The sequence below is a fragment of the Polaromonas sp. P1_F6 genome (assembly GCF_056405695.1).
In genome coordinates, this window is sequence record NZ_JBFUBQ010000001.1 from 881,074 (window position 1) to 901,590 (window position 20,517).

A 20,517-nucleotide genomic window follows, 5' to 3' on the forward strand; every position below is an offset into this window, starting at 1 on the left:
GCACGCCGCCCATGCTGATACGCGTATTGGCCTTCCTGCTTGAAACGCTGTTCTTCCTGTTGATTGCAGCGGCTTTGCTGCGAGCCTGGATGAACTGGGTCCGGGTCAACATGACGGCCCAGCCCGGCCGTTTTGTGATGGCCGTGACCGATTGGCTGGTCAAGCCCTTGCGCCGCGTGCTGCCCAGGCCGGTGATGCAGTCCCGGGTGGACTGGGCCAGCATTCTGGCGGCCGTGTTGCTGGCAGTGGCCTATGCGTTGCTGTGGGGCCTGTTGTTTGGCCTGCTGTTGGGGGGTACCGTGTGGACTGCCGGGGCTGCGCCTGTCGTATTGCTGACGCTGCTGTCCTTTGCGCTGAAGATGCTGATCCGGGTGGCGCTGCAAACCCTGTTCATCCTGGTGCTCGGTTTTGCCATCCTCTCGTGGGTGCAGCCGGGATCATCCGCGTATGGTTTGCTGGGGCGCCTGACCGAGCCCTTGCTGGCACCCCTGCGCCGCGTGGTCCCCACGGTGGGCGGCGTGGATTTGTCCGCGCTGGTGCTCATCGTCCTGATTCAAATCGCGCTGATGATCCTGGTGTAAGGCCTCATCGGCCTCATCTGCCATCTGCCGCGCAGGTCACTTGTGATGGCCTTGTGCACGGGCCAGTTCCGACGCCGTCAGGGCCATACCCGGGGCCTGGGCGGCCCAGTCATCGGCCAGGCGGCCATGTGCAAACACGGCGCTGCAGGCGGCGTCGAAAGCCTCCAGCCCGGCCGCCAGCCGTGCGCCCACCATGCCCGCCAGCACGTCGCCGGTGCCGGCCGTGGCCAGCAGGGCGTTGCCGGTGCTGTTGATGGCGCTGCTGCGGCCCGGCGCCGCGATCACCGTTCCTGAGCCCTTGAGCACCACCACACACTGAAACCGTTCGGCAAGCTGCCGGGCCGAAGCCAGCCGGTCGGATTGAACCGCGGCCGCTGTGGTTCCGGCCAGCCGGGCGGCTTCCAGCGGGTGCGGTGTCAGCACCGTGCGGTAGCCGCGGCCGTGACGTGCAATGAGCTGCGCCTGGAACTGCGTGTCCCCTGCAATGGCATTGAGCGCATCGGCATCCAGCACCAGCCGCCTGGCTGTCGACAGCACCCTGGCCAGCATGGCCCTGACGGCCTCGCCGCCGCCGCAGCCGCACACCACCACCTGCTGTGCGAGGTCCAGCGCCTCGGGCGCGCGGAACATCAGCTCCGGTTGTTGCGGGTCGACTGCGATGGTTGGCTTGCCGAGCAGCGCCACAAATACCCGGCCGGTGCCGGCATGCAGGGCGGCCCGCGCCGCCAGCAGCGCGGCGCCCGCCATATGGCTGTGGGCGGCGGACTCTCCCCCGAGCACGGCCACGTCACCAAAGCTGCCTTTGTGGCTGGCATGCGCGTTGGCTGACCGGGGCGGCTGGCCGGCCCGGTCGGCGCCCAGCAACCAGGCGTCGGTCTGGCCTGGTGTTGCAGCCTGCGTCTCATGGACGCCAAGATCGTTAAACCAGACCTGGCCCGCCCAATCCCGGCCGCCGGCGGTGAACAGCCCCGGCTTCAAGGTTAAAAGGCTTAAGGTAAAAATGGCCGTAGCGTCCGGTGAATGGGCGCAAGCAGCTATCAAATGTGTAGCAGACCCGGTGTCCGCGTCCAGGCCGGTCGGCACGTCCACCGCCAGCCGCGGCGCACTGCCGGCTTGCATTCGCGCCAGCCACTCCAGGATTAAGGCCGTGCCTGGGCGCTCAGGGTCCAGCGCGCCGCCTATGCCCAACAGGGCGTCGATGCAGAAATCAAAATCATCGGGCGGTTGCGCCGCCATGGGCACGCCCGCGGCGATGGCGCGCTCGCGCGAGGCATGGGCGTCGCGCGGCAGGCTGGTTTTTCCGGCGGGCAGGCCGGTCCAGGTTACGACCACTGCTTTGCCCCATTGGTGCAGATGCATGGCGGCCTCAAAACCGTCGCCGCCGTTATTGCCTGGCCCGCAGGCGATCCAGATGCGCTGCGCATGCGGCGCCAGGGCCAGCGCCAGGCGCGCCACCGAGAGGCCGGCTCGCTGCATCAGCGTGTGGGGCGGCAGCCCGGCGGCGGCATGCCGTTCAAGTTCACGCGAGGCCGCCACACTGTGAAGTGGCTCGCTGCGGGCGCTGGAAATTTTTCGCATGGCCCGATTGTGCGGCCCCGCAAAGTAAAAAGCCCGGCAGGCCGGGCTTTGGGCGTAGCCGCGGGGTGGTTTCAGCCCAGGCGGGCGATGCCCAGGCCTTCCATGTCGATGTCCGCGCTTTTGCCGGCCATCAGGTCGACCAGCGCCCGCGCGCTGCCGCAGCTGAGGGCCCAGCCGCTGGAGCCATGCCCCAGGTTGAGCCAGAGGCCGGGAATGCCGCTGTCGCCGATGATGGGCGGACCGTCGGGGAGCATGGGCCGGGCGCCTTTCCATTCCTGCACGCTGGCGCCGGTGTTGGAGAGCTGGGCCGCACCCGGGAACCAGTCGTGCAGCACCTTGTACAGCGTCTGGATGGACGATGCCCGTTTGCTTTCAAGCGTGCCGCCGATTTCGGCGCTGCCCGCCACGCGCACGCGGTTGCCCAGGCGGGAAATCGCGACCTTGTAGCGCTCGTCCATCAGTGCGCTGCGTGGTGCGTTCAGCGGTTCGCGGATCGGCGCGCTGATGGAGTAACCATAAACCGCTGCCATGGGAATCTTCAGGCCCAGCGGCCTCAGGAGTTCCGCAGACGCCAGGCCGGCGCACATGACCACATGGTCGAAGCCGCGGGGGCTGGCTTCGCCTGCTATCAAAATACTAGCTGGTTGCGCCCGTTCCAATTGGGCTACAGCCGTATTGAATTCAAAATTAACGCCGATGCGCTGGGCTTCGTTCTTCAGCAGCAGGGCAAACTGGCGGCAATTGGCCACCTCGTCGTTCGGCAGGTGCACTGCGCCCAGGAAGTCGGTGTCGGGGCTCAGTGCCGGCTCGATCTTGCGCACCTCGTCGGGGCCGATCTCCTTGAATACCACGCCGGCGTCGCGCAGCACGGCCAGGCCCGGCTGCACCAGCTTCGCGTCTTTTTCAGAGCGCAGCAGCACCATGTAGCCGGGGCTGCCGTCGTACTCGAGCTCCAGTTCGGCCGTCAGGTGGTGCAGCCTTTCGCGGCTGTAAAAAGCCAGGCGCTGCATGCGCGCGCGGTTGGCCAGATAGGTTTCGAGCTTGCAGGCGCGAAACCATTTCCACATCCAGGCCAGGTCGCGGGCCGACAGTGGCAGGCCGAGCTTGACCGGCGCGTGGCGGCTGAAAAGATGGCTGATGACCTTGCCCGGCATGCCGGGGGCAGCCCAGGGCGTGACGTAGCCGGGCGCTACCAGGCCGGCGTTGGCAAAGCTGGTTTCCTCGGCCGCCGCGCCGCGCCGTTCGAAGACGGTGACCTCGTGGCCGTCCAGGGCCAGCTCGTAAGCGGTGGTGATGCCGATGATGCCGGCGCCAATGACGGCAACCCTCATGCGAGGCTCCCGCGGTCATGTGGGGCAGGCACGGGGCGCGGGGCTGGGGAGATGTTTTTGTACATTTTTATAAGAAAAAGGCTTTGAAGCCAATAGGAATGAGCGCGAGCAGCTATCGTTTTTATAGCGAATTCGACAGGGCGGTCTCCACCTGCAGGGCCAGGTCCAGCACCGCGTCGTCATGCAACGCCGCATGCCAGAGCATTAGGCCCACGGGCAACTGGCCGGGTGTGTGACAAGGCAGGGAAATGGCGCAACCGTCGAGCATGTTCACCACGGAGGTGTTGCGCAGCAGCAGGCCGTTGACCCGGAAAAATTCGGCATCGTCATCCAGCACACCGGTGATCGGCGGCGCGACGATGGGGACGGTGGGCGAGAGCACGGCGTCAAAGCCTTGCAGGCATGTTTCCATGTGGGCCACCCAGGCCTTGCGGGCGGCCAGCAGGTCGATGTAGTCGGCCGCGCTCATGCCGGCGCCGCGCAGGATGCGCAAGGCCACGCGCGGGTCGTATTCGGCCTGGTGTCTGGTGATCAGCGTTCGGTGCCAGGCATAACTTTCCGCCGCCGAAAGGCCGCCGGTGGCATTGATGGCGGCCAGCTCGCCGATCTCTTCCAGGTCGATTTCTTCAATATGCGCGCCCGCCTGGCGAAGGATTCGCAGGCTGCGCCCAAACGCCTCGGCGACGGTGTTGTCCAGGTGGTCCTGCATCACGGTGCGGGCAACGGCCAGGCGACAGGAGGCGAGCGGTTTGCCGGCCAGTTGGACCTTGCGTGCCGCCAGGACTTCATGCACGGTGACTGCGTCGCGCACTGAACGGGTCAGGGCGCACACGGTGTCCAGGCTGGTGGACAAGGGTAGGGCGCCTTGCGTGGGCACCAGGCGCGCGGTGCTTTTGAAGCCGACGATGCCGCAAAGCGCCGCCGGGATACGGATCGATCCGCCGGTGTCGGAGCCGAGCCCGACCAGTGCCGCACCCGTGGCCACCGAGACTGCCGCACCGGAGGACGAGCCCCCGGGAATACGCGCCACCTTCGGGTCGGCCGGGTTGACGGGTGTGCCGTAGTGCGGGTTGATGCCGACGCCGGAGAAGGCGAACTCGACCATGTTGGTACGCCCCATGAACGTGGCGCCGGCAGCGCGCAGACGTGCCACGGCAGGGCAATCTTCTGCGGCAGGCGCGGCGCCTGCCAGTACGGTGGATCCGGCTGCGGTGGTGTGGCCTGCCACGTCGAACAGGTCCTTGACCGATACCGGGATACCGGCAAGCGGAAGGCCTGCAGCGTTCGAAACGGGGTTTTCCGCCGTTCCGGCGAGGTTTGGGCTCCCCGGCATGAAAACGTGGCGGCAGGCGTCACTTTGGGCCGTGGCCAGGGCCTGTTCGAAAACCCGCTGGGGGGAGGTCTGACCGGCGGTCATGGCCTGGCGAGTGGCATCGAGGTCGCCTGAGGGGGGTATCTGGCTCATGGGTCAGGAGGGTGTTATACTCGACAGGCTTTGCAAATGACGATTTTGTTGTTTGCAAGGCAAATCGCAAATCAGCCACTCAAGGTGTTGCCCCGGAAATCTCGAAAGAGGCCAACGGGACGATAAGCGCTGATTTTAGACACAACCTTTTGGAGTATTCCTATGTCGACCACTATGCGCGAAATGCTGGAAGCAGGCGTTCATTTCGGACACCAAACCCGCTTCTGGGACCCCAAGATGGCCCCTTACATCTTCGGCCATCGCAACCGTATTCACATCATCAACCTGGAAAAGTCGCTTCCGATGTACCAGGAAGCGATGAAGTTCGCGAAGCAGCTGTCTGCCAACCGCGGCACCATCCTGATGGTAGGCACCAAGCGCCAGGCTCGCGACATCGTCGCCACCGAAGCCAAGCGCGCCGGTGTTCCCTATGTTGACCAGCGCTGGCTGGGCGGCATGCTGACCAACTTCAAGACGGTCAAGACTTCCATCAAGCGCCTGAAGGAAATGAAGGCCCAGCAGGAAGCCGGCCTTGATTCCATCAGCAAAAAAGAACAGCTCACCTTCAAGCGCGAAATCGAAAAGCTTGAAAAAGACATCGGCGGCATTCAGGACATGAACGCCCTGCCGGACGCCATTTTCGTGATCGACGTGGGCTTCCACAAAATCGCGATCCTGGAAGCCAAGAAACTCGGCATTCCCCTGATCGGCGTGGTTGACTCCAACCACTCGCCTATCGGCATCGACTACGTGATCCCCGGCAATGACGACTCCTCCAAGGCTGTCGCCCTGTACGCCCGCGGTATCGCCGACGCGATCATCGAAGGCCGCGCCAATGCCGTGAACGACGTCGTCAAGGCGGTTTCGGCTGAGAGCTCGGATGAGTTCGTGGAAGTGGAAAACGCAGCCGCCTGATAGTTTTCGGCTCTGCGCCAGACGCGAAAAAGGGGCTCGCGTAGCCCCTTTTTCACAACCTAACGAAAAGCTGGGTGCGAATTGATCGCTTCCAGCGTGTCAAAAACGACAAACGGAGAAACAAAGATGGCAATTACTGCAAGCATGGTCGCTGAACTGCGCGCCAAGACCGACGCCCCCATGATGGAGTGCAAGAAAGCACTGACCGAAGCTGAAGGCAACTTCGAAAAAGCCGAAGAAATCCTGCGCGTCAAGCTCGGCAGCAAGGCCGGCAAGGCCGCTTCCCGCGTCACCGCCGAAGGCGTTGTGGCTGCGCACCGCGAAGGCGATGTGGGCGCGCTGGTGGAAATCAATTGCGAAACCGACTTCGTGACCAAGAACGACAGCTTCCTGGCCTTCACCAAGGCAGTGGTCGAAGGGATTGTCAAGAACAACCCGGCCGACGTGGAAGCTGTTGGCGCCATGCCTTTGTCGCTTGACGGCTTTGGCCCGACGGTCGAAGACGTGCGCAAGGGCCTGATCGGCAAGATCGGCGAAAACATGAGCGTGCGCCGCTTCAAGCGTTTCTCGGGCAGCAAGCTGGCCTCTTACCTGCACGGCACGCGTATCGGCGTAGTCGTGGAGTTTGAAGGCGACGAAGCCGCAGCCAAGGATGTCGCCATGCATGTGGCCGCGATGAAGCCCGTGTCCCTGTCCAGCGCTGAAGTTCCCGCCGAACTGGTCGCCAAGGAGCGCTCGGTTGCTGCAGCCAAGGCCGCTGAAGATGCCGCCAAGGCACAGGCTGAAGGCAAGGCCGTCCAGTCCGCTGAAATTGTTGCAAAGCGTATCGAAGGTGGCGTGCAGAAGTACCTGAAGGAAGTCAGCCTGTACAACCAGACTTTCGTCAAGAACGACAAGCAGACCGTCGAGCAAATGCTCAAGGAAAAAGCGACAACGATCAAGTCTTTCACGCTGTATGTCGTGGGTGAAGGCATTGAGAAAAAGGTGGACGATTTCGCTGCCGAAGTCGCCGCCCAGGTCGCCGCAGCCAAGGCTGCTTGAGCATTTCAGTCCAGCCGGAAGGCCGCTAAACTTCAGACAACCCAACAAAGAAAGCTCTCACATGCCAGCCTACAAGCGAATCTTGTTAAAACTGTCAGGTGAGGCCTTGATGGGGGATGATGCCTTTGGCATCAACCGCGCGACCATCGTGCGCATGGTGGAAGAGATTGCCGAAGTCACCCGCATGGGTGTCGAAGTGGCGGTCGTGATCGGCGGCGGCAACATTTTTCGCGGTGTGGCCGGCGGTTCCGTCGGCATGGACCGCGCCACCGCCGACTACATGGGCATGCTGGCCACCGTGATGAACGCGCTCGCCTTGGGCGACACGATGGACAAGGCCGGGCTGATCGCTCGCGTAATGTCGGCCATCGGCATTGAGCGCGTGGTCGAGCCTTATGTTCGTCCCAAAGCCCTGCAGTACCTCGAAGAAGGCAAGGTCGTCATCTTCGCGGCCGGCACCGGCAACCCGTTTTTCACCACCGATACGGCAGCCGCATTGCGCGGCGCTGAGATCGGCGCTGAGATCGTGCTGAAGGCCACCAAGGTCGACGGTGTGTACACTGCGGACCCCAAGAAAGACCCGAAAGCCACGCGCTACACCAACATCACGTTTGATGAAGCCATGGGCAAAAACCTCGAGGTCATGGATGCCACCGCTTTTGCGCTGTGCCGTGACCAGAAGCTGCCCATCAAGGTGTTCAGTATTTTCAAGCATGGTGCGCTCAAGCGCGTCGTGCAGGGCGAGGACGAGGGAACCCTGGTTCACGTCTGAGCCTCCTGTCCCAGCTTGTTCTTTTTCGCTATAAAAATCCGGAGATTCGACCATGAGCATTGTTGAAGTCAAGCAGCAGGCAGAGCAAAAGATGCAGCAGTCCATTGACTCGTTCAAAAATGGCCTGACCAAGATCCGCACTGGCCGCGCCAACCCCGGTTTGCTCGATACCGTGCATGTTGATTATTACGGCTCCATGGTGCCGATCAGCCAGGTGGCCAATGTGTCGCTGCTCGACGCCCGCACCATCAGCGTCTCGCCCTGGGAAAAAGGCATGGGCGCCAAGATCGAAAAGGCCATCCGTGATTCAGACCTGGGACTCAATCCGGCCGCGCAGGGTGACCTGATCCGCGTGCCCATGCCGGCCATGACCGAAGAGCGCCGTCGCGAACTTACCAAAGTCGTGCGCGCCGAAGGGGAGCACGCCAAAGTGGCTATTCGCAACCTGCGCCGCGATGCCAATGATGGCGTCAAGAAACTCGTCAAGGACAAGCTCGCTTCTGAAGACGACGAACGCCGTTCGCAGGACGATATCCAGAAGTTCACGGATCGTTTCATTGCCGAAGTCGACAAACTGGTCGCCGGCAAGGAACAAGACATCATGGCGGTTTGACGCCTCGTCGTCTGGCCTGATTCACCATGGCCACCGCCCATCCCATAGTCCCGCACCACGTTGCCATCGTTATGGATGGCAATGGTCGCTGGGCGACCAAACGGTTTTTACCCCGCATTGCGGGCCACAAGCAGGGCGTTGATTCGCTCAGCCGCTGCGTTCGCGCATGCCTGGACCGCGGCATCGGCGTCCTCACGGTTTTCGCTTTTTCTTCCGAGAACTGGAACCGGCCGGCTGAAGAGGTGTCCGGGCTGATGGAGTTGCTTGCCTATTCTCTTTCCAAGGAAGTCCCCAGCCTGAATGCCAACGGCGTGCAACTGCGTTTTGTCGGAGACCGCCTGCGGCTTTCCGAGAAAGTCCAGGCAGGGCTGGCGCAAGCTGAGCTCGACACCTCCACCAACCAACGGCTGGTTTTTAATGTGTGCTTCAACTACGGCGGCCGCTGGGATATTGCCCAGGCTGCCAACAGATTGGCCAGCCGCGGTGAAGCCATTACCGAGCTGTCGCTGGACAGGGAGATGGCACTGGCGCACGTGCCGGACCCGGATCTGCTGATTCGCACAGGCGGTGAATTGCGGATCAGTAATTTTTTGCTGTGGCAGGCAGCTTATTCAGAGCTGCATTTCTCCGACAAGTTGTGGCCTGAATTTGACGAGACGGCGCTGGACGAGGCGATAGCCGTCTTTCGGACTCGCGAACGACGCTTCGGCAAGACCTCCGCCCAGGTCAGCGGCCGCAGCACCAATGAAAATACAAAGGCTGCCTGATGCTTAAACAGCGCGTGATCACAGCGATTGTCCTTCTGGCTATTTTGCTGCCAGCCCTTTTCTACAAGACGCCAGAGCCCTTTTGTGCCGTCGCGCTGCTGTTGATTGCTGCGGGTGCCTGGGAGTGGGGCCGGCTGAATGCACTCGGGCAGGGAGCCTCTGTGGGGCTCGCCGCCGTTTGTGTCGGGCTGTGCGCGCTCGCGTGGTACTTTGGCCTGCTCGTAAAGCCGCTGCCGCTTCTTTGGGCTGCTGCAGGTGCTGCCTGGGTGCTTGCCGGTGGCTGGTTGCTGCGCAATGGCGTGGCGGGCTGGCCGCGCATACCCAAAGTAATTCGCCTTCCAGGGGGGCTGGCTGCGTTGTTGGTCGCCTGGCTGGCTGTGGCACAGGCCCGTGTGGCAGGCATTGACTTTTTGCTGTCCGTTCTGCTGCTGGTCTGGGTGGCCGATATCTTTGCCTACTTTGCGGGTCGCGCCCTGGGAGGCCGGTTCAGCAAGGGCAAGCTGGCTCCTTCAATCAGCCCGGGTAAAAGCTGGGAGGGCGTGTGGGGCGGCATGGCCGGTGTGGTGGCGCTGTCGCTGGCCTGGGTGTGGCTGGGCCGCGCGGGCATTGGCGGTGGCTTCTGGGCTGACGCCACGCTTTACAGCCGGCTGGCTGATCATCACGGCATGGTCGTCATGCTGCTGGCGGTTATTTTCCTGGCCGCCATGAGTGTGGTGGGCGATCTGGTCGAGTCCCTTATCAAGCGCAGTGCCGGGGTGAAAGACTCCAGCGGCCTGTTGCCGGGCCACGGCGGCGTGCTCGACCGGGTCGACGCGCTATTGCCCACACTGCCCCTGGCGATGATGCTGGTTACCCTTTAGGCTTTGCTCCCGTATGTCCTTTGAAAAGCAGCGTGTGACCGTTTTGGGCTCCACGGGGTCCATTGGTGTCAACACGCTTGATGTCATCGCCCGCCACCCTGAGCGCTTTGAGGTGTTTGCCCTCAGCGCGGCAACCCAAACGGACTTGATGCTGGCGCAGTGCGCCCAGTTCAAACCCCAATACGCGGTGATGGCCAGTGAGCCGCATGCCCGTTTGCTGGCGGAGAAGATCAAGGTAAATCAGCTTCCGGTGCAGGTTCTATGGGCGCAAGACGCTCTCGAAATGATAGCGTCACACGAGTTGGTGGATACCGTCATGGCCGCTATTGTGGGCGCTGCCGGGTTAGGCCCATGCGTGGCGGCCGCAAAGGCGGGCAAGCGCCTGCTGCTCGCCAACAAGGAGGCCCTTGTCGTCGGCGGCGAAGTGTTTATGCGGGCGGTTCGTGAAGGGGGTGCCCGGTTGCTACCGATTGACAGTGAGCATTCGGCCATTTTCCAGTCATTGCCCGAAGACCCGGCGGTGTGGCCCCGGCGCATCGAAAAAATCATGCTGACCTCGTCGGGCGGTCCTTTTCGCGCCCGTGATCCGGCAACTCTGCGCGACGTAACGCCCGAGCAGGCCTGCACGCACCCGAATTTTTCGATGGGCCGCAAGATTTCTGTGGATTCGGCCACGATGATGAACAAGGCTTTGGAGGTGATTGAAGCCAAGTACCTGTTTGGTGTCGTGCCGGAGCAGATCGAGGTGGTGATCCATCCGCAGCAAATCATCCATTCGATGGTGCAGTTCCATGACGCATCGGTGATGGCCCAGCTGGGTACGCCGGATATGCGGGTGCCGATTGCCTATGGCTTGTCCTGGCCGGAACGGATCGAAAGCGGCACGGCGCGCCTGGATTTTGCCCGTATGGCCGCCATGACATTCGAGGTCCCGGACTTTCAGCGCTTTCCCTGCCTGCCTTTGGCCTGGGAGAGTTTGCGTGCGCCGCCGGGCACTTGCGTGGTACTGAACGCAGCCAATGAGATTGCTGTTGCGGCCTTTTTGGACCGGCGCATCCGCTTCGACCACATTCATCATGTAAACCATGCAACTTTGGAGGCCGCGGCAGTCTCTCAGGTGGACGATATAGCGGGCTTGCTGGCGCTGGATGAGCAGGCCCGCCGCGTTGCCACTCAAATCACCCAAGGTCTGGAGTCCTGAGATGCTGACACTGGTTTCTTTCGTTGTGACTCTCGGTATCCTGATTGCCGTGCACGAATACGGCCATTACCGCGTCGCAGTGGCGTGTGGCATAAAGGTTCTGAAATTTTCCATCGGATTCGGCAAACCGATTTACACCTGGAAGCTCAAAAACAAGTCGACAGAGTTTTCCATCGGCATGCTGCCTCTGGGCGGCTACGTCAAGATGCTGGATGAGCGTGAGGCCCCGGTGGATCCATCCGAGCGCCATCTGGCTTTTAATACCCAGCCGCTGAAATCGCGGGTTGCCGTGGTGGCCGCAGGCCCGGCCGCCAATTTGCTGCTGGCCATAGTGCTGTATGCCGTGGTCAACTGGAGTGGCTTGCAGGAGCCCAAAGCCATTTTGGCCAGCCCGGTGGCAGGATCGCTTGCCGAAAAGGCTGGCCTGGATGGCGGAGAAACGGTTCAGCAGGCGGCTTTTGAAGGTGACGACCTGGAGGTCGTTCATTCTTTTGAAGACTTGCGCTGGAGGCTCACGCAAGGTGCACTGGATGGTCGCGACCTCACCTTGGTGCTTGGCAGCGATGGCGCAGCGTCAGGGCAGACTGTGCGGTTGCCGCTCAGTACGCTGGGTGCACCCGAAGCAGATGCCGACCTGTTCAGGAAAATTGGCATTCTCGGCCCCTGGACCCGTCCCGTAATTGGTAATGTGATGCCCGGGGGCGCCGCCGAAAAATCCGGACTGCGTGCCGACGATCTCGTGCTTCGCATCGGCGAGACGGCCATTGTGGATGGGCAACAGCTGCGCGAGGTGATACGTACCTCTGCCCGCTCGCCCGGCGCCGGGGCTTCCGTCGTCCCGCAGGCATGGCAAATCAGCCGTGCCGGCGCATCCGTAGTGCTGCAAGTGACGCCTGAGCTCAAGGCGGTGAACGGAGTGATGGTCCCTCGGATTGAAGCCTACGTGGGGTCTCCTCCCGAGTTTGTCACGGTGCGCTACGGCCCTGTCGATGGTTTGTGGCAAGGCGCCGTCCGCACCTGGCAGGTTTCGCTGCTCACACTCAAGATGATTGGGAAAATGGTCATCGGCGAGGCGTCGCTTAAAAACCTGAGTGGCCCGCTCACGATTGCGGACTATGCGGGGAAGTCAGCCAGCCTTGGGTGGAGCAGTTATCTCCTGTTTCTGGCCCTTATCAGCGTGAGCCTTGGCGTCCTGAATTTACTGCCGCTGCCGGTTCTGGATGGGGGGCACCTGATGTATTATCTTTGGGAGGGGATCACCGGCCGGGGCGTGTCCGACGCCTGGATGGACCGGTTGCAGCGCGGTGGCGTTGCTATCCTGCTGGGCATGATGTGCGTTGCCCTGTTTAACGATGTCACCCGGCTTTTGGGCTAATTCCTTACATTTCATGCAAAAACAAATAAATCGCTTCAAAGTTCGTGCAGTTTGCGCTATCGCCGCCGGTCTTTTTGCAGCCAGTTCGGCTTGGGCCGTTGACCCTTTCACGGTGCGTGATATCCGGGTTGAAGGCTTGCAGCGCGTTGAGCCCGGAACCATTTTTGCCTCCTTGCCCTTTCGGGTCGGCGAAACCTATAACGACGACAAGGGTTCCACCGCCATTCGTGCGCTGTTTGGGCTGGGTCTGTTCAAGGACGTGCGGCTTGAAGTCAGTGGCGACGTATTGGTGGTGATCGTTGAAGAGCGTCCCACCGTTGCTGACGTGGACTTTGTGGGTGCCAAGGAGTTCGACAAGGACGCGCTCAAGAAGGCACTCCGCGAGGCCGGTGTTGCGGATGGCCAGCCGTTCGACAAGGCGCTCGCCGACAAGGCGGAGCAGGAGCTCAAGCGCCAGTACATCAACAAGAGCCTGTACGGCGTTGAAATTGTCACCACAGTCACGCCGATCGAACGCAATCGGGTCAACCTGACTTTCAGTGTGACCGAAGGCGATGTCGCGAAGATCAAGGAAATCCACATTACAGGCAACAAGGCGTTCAGCGAGTCAACCCTCCTGAGCCTCTTTGACCTTGATACAGGGGGCTGGCTCAGCTGGTACACCAAGTCGGATCGCTACTCGCGCACCAAGCTCAACGCCGACATTGAAACGCTGCGCTCCTACTACCTTTCGCGGGGCTACCTCGAGTTCAAGATCGACTCTACCCAGGTTGCGATTTCCCCGGACAAACAAAGCATTGCCATCACCGTCAACGTGACCGAGGGCGAGCGTTTTGTGGTTTCGGGCGTCAAGCTTGAAGGCAACTACCTGAACAAGGAAGAAGAATTCAAGACTTTAGTGAAAATCACGCCTGGTGAGGCCTACAACGCGGACGAGGTCGCTGAAACGACCAAGGCGTTCAGCGACTATTTCGGTACTTTTGGCTACGCTTTTGCCCGCGTCGAAGCGGTGCCGGAAATTGACCGTGTCAATAACCGCGTGGCATTTGTGCTTCAGGCAGAACCATCCCGCCGTGCTTATGTGCGGCGCATCAACGTGGCCGGAAACAATCGCACGCGCGATGAAGTTGTGCGTCGCGAGTTCCGCCAGTTTGAGTCGTCCTGGTACGACGGCGACAAAATCCGGCTTTCCCGCGACCGTGTCGACCGTCTGGGTTTCTTTACCGATGTGAATGTAGAAACGCAGGAAGTGACCGGTACAAACGACCAGGTCGACATTACGGTGAACGTGGTTGAAAAACCAACCGGTAATTTGCAGCTTGGTGCGGGGTATTCCAGCGCGGACAGCCTCTCACTGGTATTCGGTATCAAGCAGGAAAACGTTTTTGGCTCCGGCAATTACCTGGGCGTTGAAGTCAACACCAGCAAGTCAAACCGCCAGATTGTGCTCAGCACCATTGACCCATATTTCACGGCCGACGGTATTTCGCGCACCATTGATGTCTATGACCGTACGTCGAAGCCGACCTCGGGCCAAGGTGGTGACTACAGCCTGAAAACGCGTGGTGCAAGCATTCGTTTCGGTGTTCCGTTTACCGAGAACGACACGGTTTATTTTGGTACTGGCTACGAGCAATTGACGATTGTGCCGGGTACCAATTTGCCGGTCAGTTATCTGAACTATGCGAACCAGTTTGGCTATAAAAGCAACTCGATTCCGTTGACCGTGGGCTGGTCGCGCGACAGCCGCGACAGCGCGCTGGTGCCTACCTCGGGCCTGTACCAGCGTGTGTACGGTGATTGGGGTGTTGCCGGCGATATTAAATTTGTGCGAGCCAATTACCAGGCTCAAAAATACATTCCACTCAACAAGCAGTTCACGATTGCGCTTAACGGCGAGTTTGGCTGGGGTAAAGGCCTGAGTGGCCAGCCCTATCCGCTCTTCAAGAACTACTATTCAGGCGGCCTGGGTTCCGTGCGCGGATTTGAGCAGGGCTCACTGGGCCCGCGCGATGCGTCTGATCTCGCTATCGGTGGTCCGAAGAAGCTCACGCTCAATGCCGAACTCATTGCGCCGTTTCCTGGTGCGGGCAATGACCGTACCTTGCGCCTTTATGGGTTTGTGGACGCAGGCAACGTTTTTGGTGAGAATGAACGTTTCCGTGTGAATGACCTGCGGGCCTCCACAGGTATTGGTATCAGCTGGATTTCCCCAGTGGGGCCCTTGCGCATCGCTATTGCGACGCCGCTGCGCAAAATGCCAGGCGATAGAATAGAGCGGTTGCAATTCCAAATTGGTACATCTTTCTAATGAAGCATTTTTCAATCAAAATTTTCCTGGGCGTTGCCATTGCACTGGCGGGTTTCTCCGCAAGTGCGCAGGAGTTCAAGGTCGGGATTGTCAACCTTGACCGGATTTTCCGGGAAGCCAATTCCGCGAAAGCCGCCCAAACCAAACTCGAGCAGGAATTCAGCAAGCGTGAAAAAGAGCTGAACGATCTGGCGACCCAGCTGAAAACACTCTCCGACAAGTTTGAGCGTGAAGCCCCAACGCTTGCCGAGAGTCAGCGCGTTTCACGGCAAAAGCAGCTTGTTGACCAGGATCGGGACTTCCAGCGCAAGCGCCGTGAGTTTCAGGAAGACCTGAACACCCGCAAAAATGAAGAGCTCCAGCAAGTCATCGAACGCGCCAACAAAGTTGTGAAGACGCTGGCTGAGACGGAAAAGTACGACCTGATTCTCCAGGAATCGGTCTATGTCAATCCCAAGCATGACATCACCGACAAGGTGATCAAGGCGTTGAACGCTTCCCGTTGATTGCGGGGTGTTCACCACGATCACCATCGTGAAAATGGCAGGCGCAGTGTGACACTCCGTCTTGCCGATATCGTTGAATCCCTGGCCGGTGCAGTACAGCTCGAACTGGTCGGCGACCCCGGCCTGCAGATAGAGCGGCTCTCCACTTTGGAGGCTGCCGGTCCCGCGGACCTGAGTTTTCTCAGCCACCCCAAATACCTGTCCAAGCTCGCGCAGTCCGAGGCTGTCTGCGTCATTGTGGCGCCCGCCGCGCGCGAGGCCGCAGTCAAGCGGGGCGCCTGCATCGTCACAGACGATCCTTACCACGCTTTTGCGTTGGTCACCCAACTCTGGAAGAGGCGGCATTCCCCGCAGGTGGTTCCGCACATTCACCCCAGTGCCTATGTCGATCCTTCTGCCACTGTGGCGTCCGGCGTTTCGATTGGTGCATTTGCCTGCATCGGCCAAGGCGCGGCGATTGGTGAAAATGCGCGGATTGCGGAGCATTGCGTCGTCGGGCCGCATGCGCAAATCGGCGCGAACACCCGATTGTCGGCGCGCGTGACTGTCGCCGACGGCTGCCGCGTCGGGGAGCGCTGCATCGTACATTCCGGCGCGGTGATCGGCGCCGACGGTTTTGGCTTTGCGTCGCACCAGGGGCAGTGGGTGAAGATCGAGCAACTCGGCGGTGTGCAGATCGGCAATGATGTCGAGATCGGTGCCAACACCTGTATTGACCGCGGTGCGCTGCAGGACACGGTGCTGGAAGATGGTGTGAAGCTCGACAATCTGGTTCAGATCGGCCACAACGTCCGGATTGGCAAACATACCGCCATGGCCGGCTGTGCCGGCGTCGCGGGCAGCGCCACGATTGGTGCGCATTGCACGGTGGGGGGCGGCGCCATTGTGCTGGGCCACCTGACGCTCGCCGATGGTGTGCATGTCTCGGCTGCATCGGTGGTAACCCGATCCATTTTGAAGCCCGGGCATTACACCGGGCTCTTTCCCATCGACGACAATGCTGTCTGGGAAAAAAATGCCGCTACGCTCAAGCAGCTTCATACGCTTCGTGAGCGTCTCAGGGAGGTCGAAAAAGCCATCCTGCACTCAGGACACACTCAAGAAAAATCATGATGGATATCCACCAAATTCTCAAACAGCTGCCGCATCGTTATCCCATCCTGCTGGTGGACCGTGTGCTGGAAATTGAAAAAGGCAAACGCATCAAGGCGCTCAAAAACGTCACGATCAACGAGCCCTTTTTCATGGGGCACTTTCCCCATCACCCGGTGATGCCGGGGGTATTGATACTGGAAGCTATGGCGCAGGCGGCCGCGCTGCTGGCTTTCGAGACGCTGGGCGTCACGCCCGACGACAAGACGGTCTATTACTTCGCCGGTATCGATGGCGCACGCTTCAAGCGCCCCGTTGAACCTGGCGACCAGCTGATCATGGACGTCACACTGGACCGCATGAAGGCCGGCATTTTTAAATTCAAAGGGGTCACCAGGGTAGGTGACACCATTGCCTGCGAAGCCGAATTGATGTGCACCATGCGCACGATCGCGTGAATGGCCCCCACGCTTTTCGCTTCGCGTAATTCGCTGCCCCCCGAGGGGGCTGCTGCGCCTGCGGTCTGGCGGAGCCAGTCCCGCGGCCCCGGTGTGAAGGGGGACTTGCCCATGCGGCTTTTGGCCGACCTATTCGCTGAACAGTTGATTTTGTCATGACGGCTATACATTCCACCGCACTTATTAGTCCGCAAGCCCAGCTCCATGAATCGGTGAGCGTCGGTCCTTATACGGTCATTGGTCCGCACGTGAAGATTGGTGCCGGCACCACCGTGGGAGCCCACTGCGTAATCGAAGGACACACCACCATAGGCCGTGACAACCGGATTTTCCAGTTCAATTCACTGGGTGCAATTCCGCAGGATAAAAAATACGCGGGTGAACCTTGTGAACTGGTGATCGGCGACCGCAACACCATTCGCGAGTTCTGCACCTTCAACATCGGCTCGCCGGGCGACACTGGCGTGACCCGTGTGGGGGATGACAACTGGCTCATGGCCTATGTGCATCTGGCGCACGACTGCGTGGTGGGAAACAACACCATTTTTGCCAACAACACCCAACTGGGTGGCCATGTGCATGTCGGCGACTGGGTGATTCTGGGCGGCTTCACCGTCGCGCACCAGTTCGTGAAAATCGGTGCCCACAGCTTCACCGCCATGTGCTCGCTGCTGTTTGCCGATTTACCGCCTTTTGTCATGGCGCAGGGACAACCGGCCGAGGCGCGCTCCATGAATTTTGAAGGGCTGCGGCGACGGGGCTTTTCACCGGAGCGAATTTCCGCTGTCAAGGCCATGCACAAAGCGCTGTACCGTGACGACCTGACCCTGGACGTATCGCGCGAGCGCATTGCCGCTCTGACGGAAAAGTACCCGGATGCTGCGCCTGACGTGCAGATGATGCTTTCATTTCTGGAGCAAACCTCGCCGCAGCGCGGCATTGTCCGGTAAGACCTATGTCGTTGATGGAGCCAAGCCCTCTGCCAGCCCGTAGAGAGGCAGGCCTCCCCGTTGCGGATTCCCTGAGAGCCCGTTCCCCCTGCGTGGCGATGGTCGCGGGCGAAACCTCTGGAGATTTGCTCGCCGGCCTGCTGCTCGATGGTTTCAAGGCCCGCTGGCCGGCACTGACGTCAAACGGTATCGGCGGCTCACAGATGGCGAGTCGCGGTTTTAACGCCTGGTGGCCCAGTGAAAAGCTCGCGGTACGCGGGTATGTCGAGGTATTGCGGCATTACCGCGAGATTGTCGGCATACGCGAACAACTGAAGCAACGCCTGCTGGATCAGCGTCCAGACCTTTTCCTTGGCATTGATGCACCCGACTTCAATCTTGACCTGGAGGCGGCGCTCAAGGTCCAAGGCATCAAGACCGTGCATTTTGTCAGCCCCTCCATCTGGGCCTGGCGTGCCGACCGTGTTGAAAAGATACGGCGCAGTGTGGACCACGTGCTGTGCATCTTTCCTTTTGAGCCTGCGCTGCTGGCCGCTCATGGTATTGCCGCGACCTATGTGGGGCACCCGCTGGCCAATGTCATTCCCCTGCAGCCTGACCGCGCAGCGGCCCGGCGCAAACTGGGTTTGCAGGATGAAGACACCGTGGTGGCCGTTCTTCCCGGCAGCCGGAAATCCGAAATAGAGTACCTCGCTCAACGATTCTTTAAGGCTGCAGCCCTTATTCAACGTGCGCAACCAGCTATCAAATTTATAGTGCCGGCCATTCCCGCGTTGAAGCACATGATTGAACGCCATGCCGACCTGGCAGGAATGAAACCCCATCTGCAGATCATCGAGGGCCAGTCCCACAGTGCACTGGCGGCATGCGATGTAACGCTGATCGCCAGCGGTACCGCCACGCTGGAGGCGGCGCTTTTCAAGCGGCCCATGGTGATCGCCTACAACATGAACTGGCTGTCATGGCAAATCATGCGGCGCAAAAAATTGCAGCCCTGGGTGGGCCTGCCCAATATCCTCTGCCGGGAGTTTGTCGTTCCGGAGCTGCTGCAGGACGCCGCTACGCCTGAGGCGCTGGCAGTGGGAGTGCTGAAATGGGTTGACGCAAAGTCTTCGGCACCTGACAAAATAGCGGCCGTAGAACAACGATTTACTGCGCTGCATGCGGAACTGCAGCGGGACACTTCAAAACTGGCGACAGATGCGATCCAGCAAATTCTTGAAAGCTGAGCAGACACCCTTGTCATGGGATACGCCTGGCCTTGTGGCTGGCGTGGACGAAGCTGGCCGGGGACCGTTGATGGGCCCGGTGGTCGCGGCCGCCGTCATTCTTGATGAGCTCAATCCCATTCAGGGGCTGGCCGACTCCAAGAAGCTCACGGCCGTGCGCCGCGAAAAACTCTATGACGAAATTCGCGCCAAAGCGTTGTGCTGCTCGATTGCGCTGGCAACCGCCGAGGAAATCGACAGCATCAACATCCTGCAGGCCACCATGCTGGCCATGCGGCGCGCGGTAGAGGGCCTGCGCCTCAAGCCCAACAAGGTGCTGGTCGATGGCAACCGGCTGCCGACACTGGTGATCCTGTCCGAGGCCATCGTGGGTGGTGACGCGCTGGTGCCTTCGATTTCCGCTGCGTCGATCCTGGCCAAGGTCTACCGCGACCGTTGGTGTGCGGAGTTCCATCTTGAGTATCCCCAGTACGGATTTGCCGACCATAAAGGCTACGGCACGGCCGAACATCTGGCTGCGTTGCGCGAACACGGCGCCTGTCCCCAGCATCGCAGGTCCTTTGCGCCGGTGGCTGAGGTCTTGCGGTGAGTTCCAGCTTCTCCGGGTCCTCCGGCTCCGCCACGTACATCACTTCGCGCGACAACCCCCTGATCAAAGAGCTGCGCAAACTGTCGCAAGACAGCACCGCGTACCGCAAGCAGGGCCGCGTCTGGCTGGAGGGGGATCATCTATGCCGTGCTGCACTGGCGCGCGGCCTGAAACCTGCCATCGCAGTTTTTTCTGAATCATTTTGGTCTGCAAGCCAGTCTGAATGGGCGCAAGCAGCTATCAAAAACATAGTGATTCCCGATGCAATGCTGCCGGAAATCAGCGGCCTGGAGTCACCCGCGCGCATGGGTTTTGTGATGGATTTGCCGGCGCCCGCCAGCCCGCAACCCCATGCATCCTCGGTCATTCTGGACCGGGTACAGGATGCCGGCAACGTGGGCTCCATCCTGCGCAGCGCGGCGGCCTTTGGGTTTGGCCAGGTTCTCGCCCTCAAGGGCACGGCGGCCCTCTGGTCGCCCAAGGTGCTGCGCGCCGGTATGGGCGCCCACTTTGCACTGCAGCTGGTGGAAGGCCTGGAGCCCGAGGCTCTGGCAGCATTGACCGTGCCCATCGTTGTCACCAGCTCGCACCAGGGCAGCTTTTTGCATCAGCAGAAGTTGCCTATGCCGTGTGCGTGGGCCATGGGCCACGAAGGGCAGGGCGTTAGCGACGACCTCATGAGCCGGGCGGCGCTCAAGGTCCGCATCGACCAACCGGGGGGCGAGGAGTCTCTTAATGTGGCAGCCGCGGCCGCAATTTGCCTGTACGCAAGTTCGCTGAAGATATAGACCCACCCCCGTCCAGGCTCACTGCGTGTAGCCCATTTCCCCTTGCAGGGGGCGGCGCCTGGGGCCGGCAAAGCCGGACCCGCGGCCCCCACTGG

The 20,517-nt window shown here is 60.8% G+C and carries 20 protein-coding genes; 17 read left to right on the forward strand and 3 right to left on the reverse strand.

All coding sequences use genetic code 11. The features are described from left to right. The first annotated feature begins 11 nt into the window (after positions 1–11). Positions 12–581 (forward strand): YggT family protein, encoded by a 570-nt coding sequence (locus AC1DY9_RS04015; RefSeq protein WP_457280552.1) that lies wholly within the window; start codon positions 12–14, stop codon positions 579–581. Between the two features lie 36 nt (positions 582–617). Here the strand turns inward: AC1DY9_RS04015 and AC1DY9_RS04020 are convergent, their stop codons facing one another. The 3 genes from AC1DY9_RS04020 to AC1DY9_RS04030 all read right to left on the reverse strand — a co-directional run bounded on the left by AC1DY9_RS04020 (position 618) and on the right by AC1DY9_RS04030 (position 4,955). Continuing rightward, entirely contained in the window at positions 618–2,159 is a 1,542-nt protein-coding gene (locus AC1DY9_RS04020; protein WP_477665850.1) for an NAD(P)H-hydrate dehydratase, read from the reverse strand. Between the two features lie 71 nt (positions 2,160–2,230). Beyond that, positions 2,231–3,490, reverse strand: coding sequence for a D-amino acid dehydrogenase (locus AC1DY9_RS04025; RefSeq protein WP_477665851.1), 1,260 nt, complete (start codon positions 3,488–3,490; stop codon positions 2,231–2,233). Positions 3,491–3,611: 121 nt separating this feature from the next. Then, entirely contained in the window at positions 3,612–4,955 is a 1,344-nt protein-coding gene (locus AC1DY9_RS04030) for an amidase (RefSeq protein ID WP_477665852.1), read from the reverse strand. A gap of 162 nt (positions 4,956–5,117) precedes the next feature. Here AC1DY9_RS04030 and rpsB point away from each other — a divergent pair, with 162 nt between their 5' ends. The 16 genes from rpsB to AC1DY9_RS04110 all read left to right on the forward strand — a co-directional run bounded on the left by rpsB (position 5,118) and on the right by AC1DY9_RS04110 (position 20,422). Next, complete coding sequence (rpsB, locus tag AC1DY9_RS04035) at positions 5,118–5,870, forward strand: 30S ribosomal protein S2 (protein ID WP_457280556.1); 753 nt, start codon at positions 5,118–5,120, stop codon at positions 5,868–5,870. A gap of 126 nt (positions 5,871–5,996) precedes the next feature. Further along, positions 5,997–6,911: a translation elongation factor Ts gene (tsf, locus tag AC1DY9_RS04040; protein ID WP_457280557.1), complete on the forward strand. Its 915-nt coding sequence runs from the start codon at positions 5,997–5,999 to the stop codon at positions 6,909–6,911. A gap of 61 nt (positions 6,912–6,972) precedes the next feature. Then, positions 6,973–7,683: a UMP kinase gene (pyrH, locus tag AC1DY9_RS04045; protein ID WP_036838012.1), complete on the forward strand. Its 711-nt coding sequence runs from the start codon at positions 6,973–6,975 to the stop codon at positions 7,681–7,683. A gap of 52 nt (positions 7,684–7,735) precedes the next feature. Then, positions 7,736–8,296, forward strand: coding sequence for a ribosome recycling factor (gene frr / locus AC1DY9_RS04050; protein WP_457280558.1), 561 nt, complete (start codon positions 7,736–7,738; stop codon positions 8,294–8,296). 26 nt (positions 8,297–8,322) lie between these two features. Then, on the forward strand, positions 8,323–9,063 hold the full coding sequence (uppS, locus tag AC1DY9_RS04055; protein WP_457280559.1) for a polyprenyl diphosphate synthase: 741 nt from the start codon (positions 8,323–8,325) through the stop codon (positions 9,061–9,063). Next, positions 9,063–9,923 (forward strand): phosphatidate cytidylyltransferase, encoded by an 861-nt coding sequence (locus tag AC1DY9_RS04060; RefSeq protein WP_457280560.1) that lies wholly within the window; start codon positions 9,063–9,065, stop codon positions 9,921–9,923. Before uppS ends, AC1DY9_RS04060 begins: the two co-directional genes overlap by 1 nt. A gap of 13 nt (positions 9,924–9,936) precedes the next feature. After that, positions 9,937–11,124 carry a 1-deoxy-D-xylulose-5-phosphate reductoisomerase gene (gene ispC, locus AC1DY9_RS04065; RefSeq protein WP_457280561.1) on the forward strand — a complete coding sequence of 396 codons (1,188 nt, stop codon included), beginning with the start codon at positions 9,937–9,939 and terminating at the stop codon, positions 11,122–11,124. A gap of 1 nt (position 11,125) precedes the next feature. Further along, entirely contained in the window at positions 11,126–12,499 is a 1,374-nt protein-coding gene (gene rseP, locus AC1DY9_RS04070; protein WP_457280562.1) for an RIP metalloprotease RseP, read from the forward strand. Between the two features lie 13 nt (positions 12,500–12,512). Then, entirely contained in the window at positions 12,513–14,810 is a 2,298-nt protein-coding gene (gene bamA, locus AC1DY9_RS04075; protein WP_457280563.1) for an outer membrane protein assembly factor BamA, read from the forward strand. Then, positions 14,810–15,316, forward strand: a complete 507-nt coding sequence (locus AC1DY9_RS04080) for an OmpH/Skp family outer membrane protein (RefSeq protein WP_457280564.1) — start codon at positions 14,810–14,812, stop codon at positions 15,314–15,316. The genes bamA and AC1DY9_RS04080 overlap by 1 nt, the downstream gene beginning before the upstream one ends. Positions 15,317–15,364: 48 nt before the next feature. Then, positions 15,365–16,429: a UDP-3-O-(3-hydroxymyristoyl)glucosamine N-acyltransferase gene (lpxD, locus tag AC1DY9_RS04085; protein ID WP_457280565.1), complete on the forward strand. Its 1,065-nt coding sequence runs from the start codon at positions 15,365–15,367 to the stop codon at positions 16,427–16,429. After that, positions 16,426–16,866, forward strand: coding sequence for a 3-hydroxyacyl-ACP dehydratase FabZ (gene fabZ, locus AC1DY9_RS04090; RefSeq protein ID WP_457280566.1), 441 nt, complete (start codon positions 16,426–16,428; stop codon positions 16,864–16,866). Before lpxD ends, fabZ begins: the two co-directional genes overlap by 4 nt. 155 nt (positions 16,867–17,021) lie before the next feature. Further along, the gene (lpxA, locus tag AC1DY9_RS04095) at positions 17,022–17,816 is read left to right on the forward strand and encodes an acyl-ACP--UDP-N-acetylglucosamine O-acyltransferase (RefSeq protein WP_457280567.1); all 795 of its coding nucleotides are present in this window, start codon (positions 17,022–17,024) and stop codon (positions 17,814–17,816) included. Between the two features lie 92 nt (positions 17,817–17,908). Next, positions 17,909–19,045, forward strand: a complete 1,137-nt coding sequence (gene lpxB, locus AC1DY9_RS04100) for a lipid-A-disaccharide synthase (RefSeq protein ID WP_457280568.1) — start codon at positions 17,909–17,911, stop codon at positions 19,043–19,045. Next, entirely contained in the window at positions 19,017–19,634 is a 618-nt protein-coding gene (gene rnhB / locus AC1DY9_RS04105) for a ribonuclease HII (RefSeq protein WP_477665853.1), read from the forward strand. Before lpxB ends, rnhB begins: the two co-directional genes overlap by 29 nt. After that, positions 19,631–20,422 (forward strand): TrmH family RNA methyltransferase, encoded by a 792-nt coding sequence (locus AC1DY9_RS04110; protein ID WP_457280570.1) that lies wholly within the window; start codon positions 19,631–19,633, stop codon positions 20,420–20,422. The genes rnhB and AC1DY9_RS04110 overlap by 4 nt, the downstream gene beginning before the upstream one ends. The last annotated feature ends 95 nt before the right edge of the window (positions 20,423–20,517 follow it).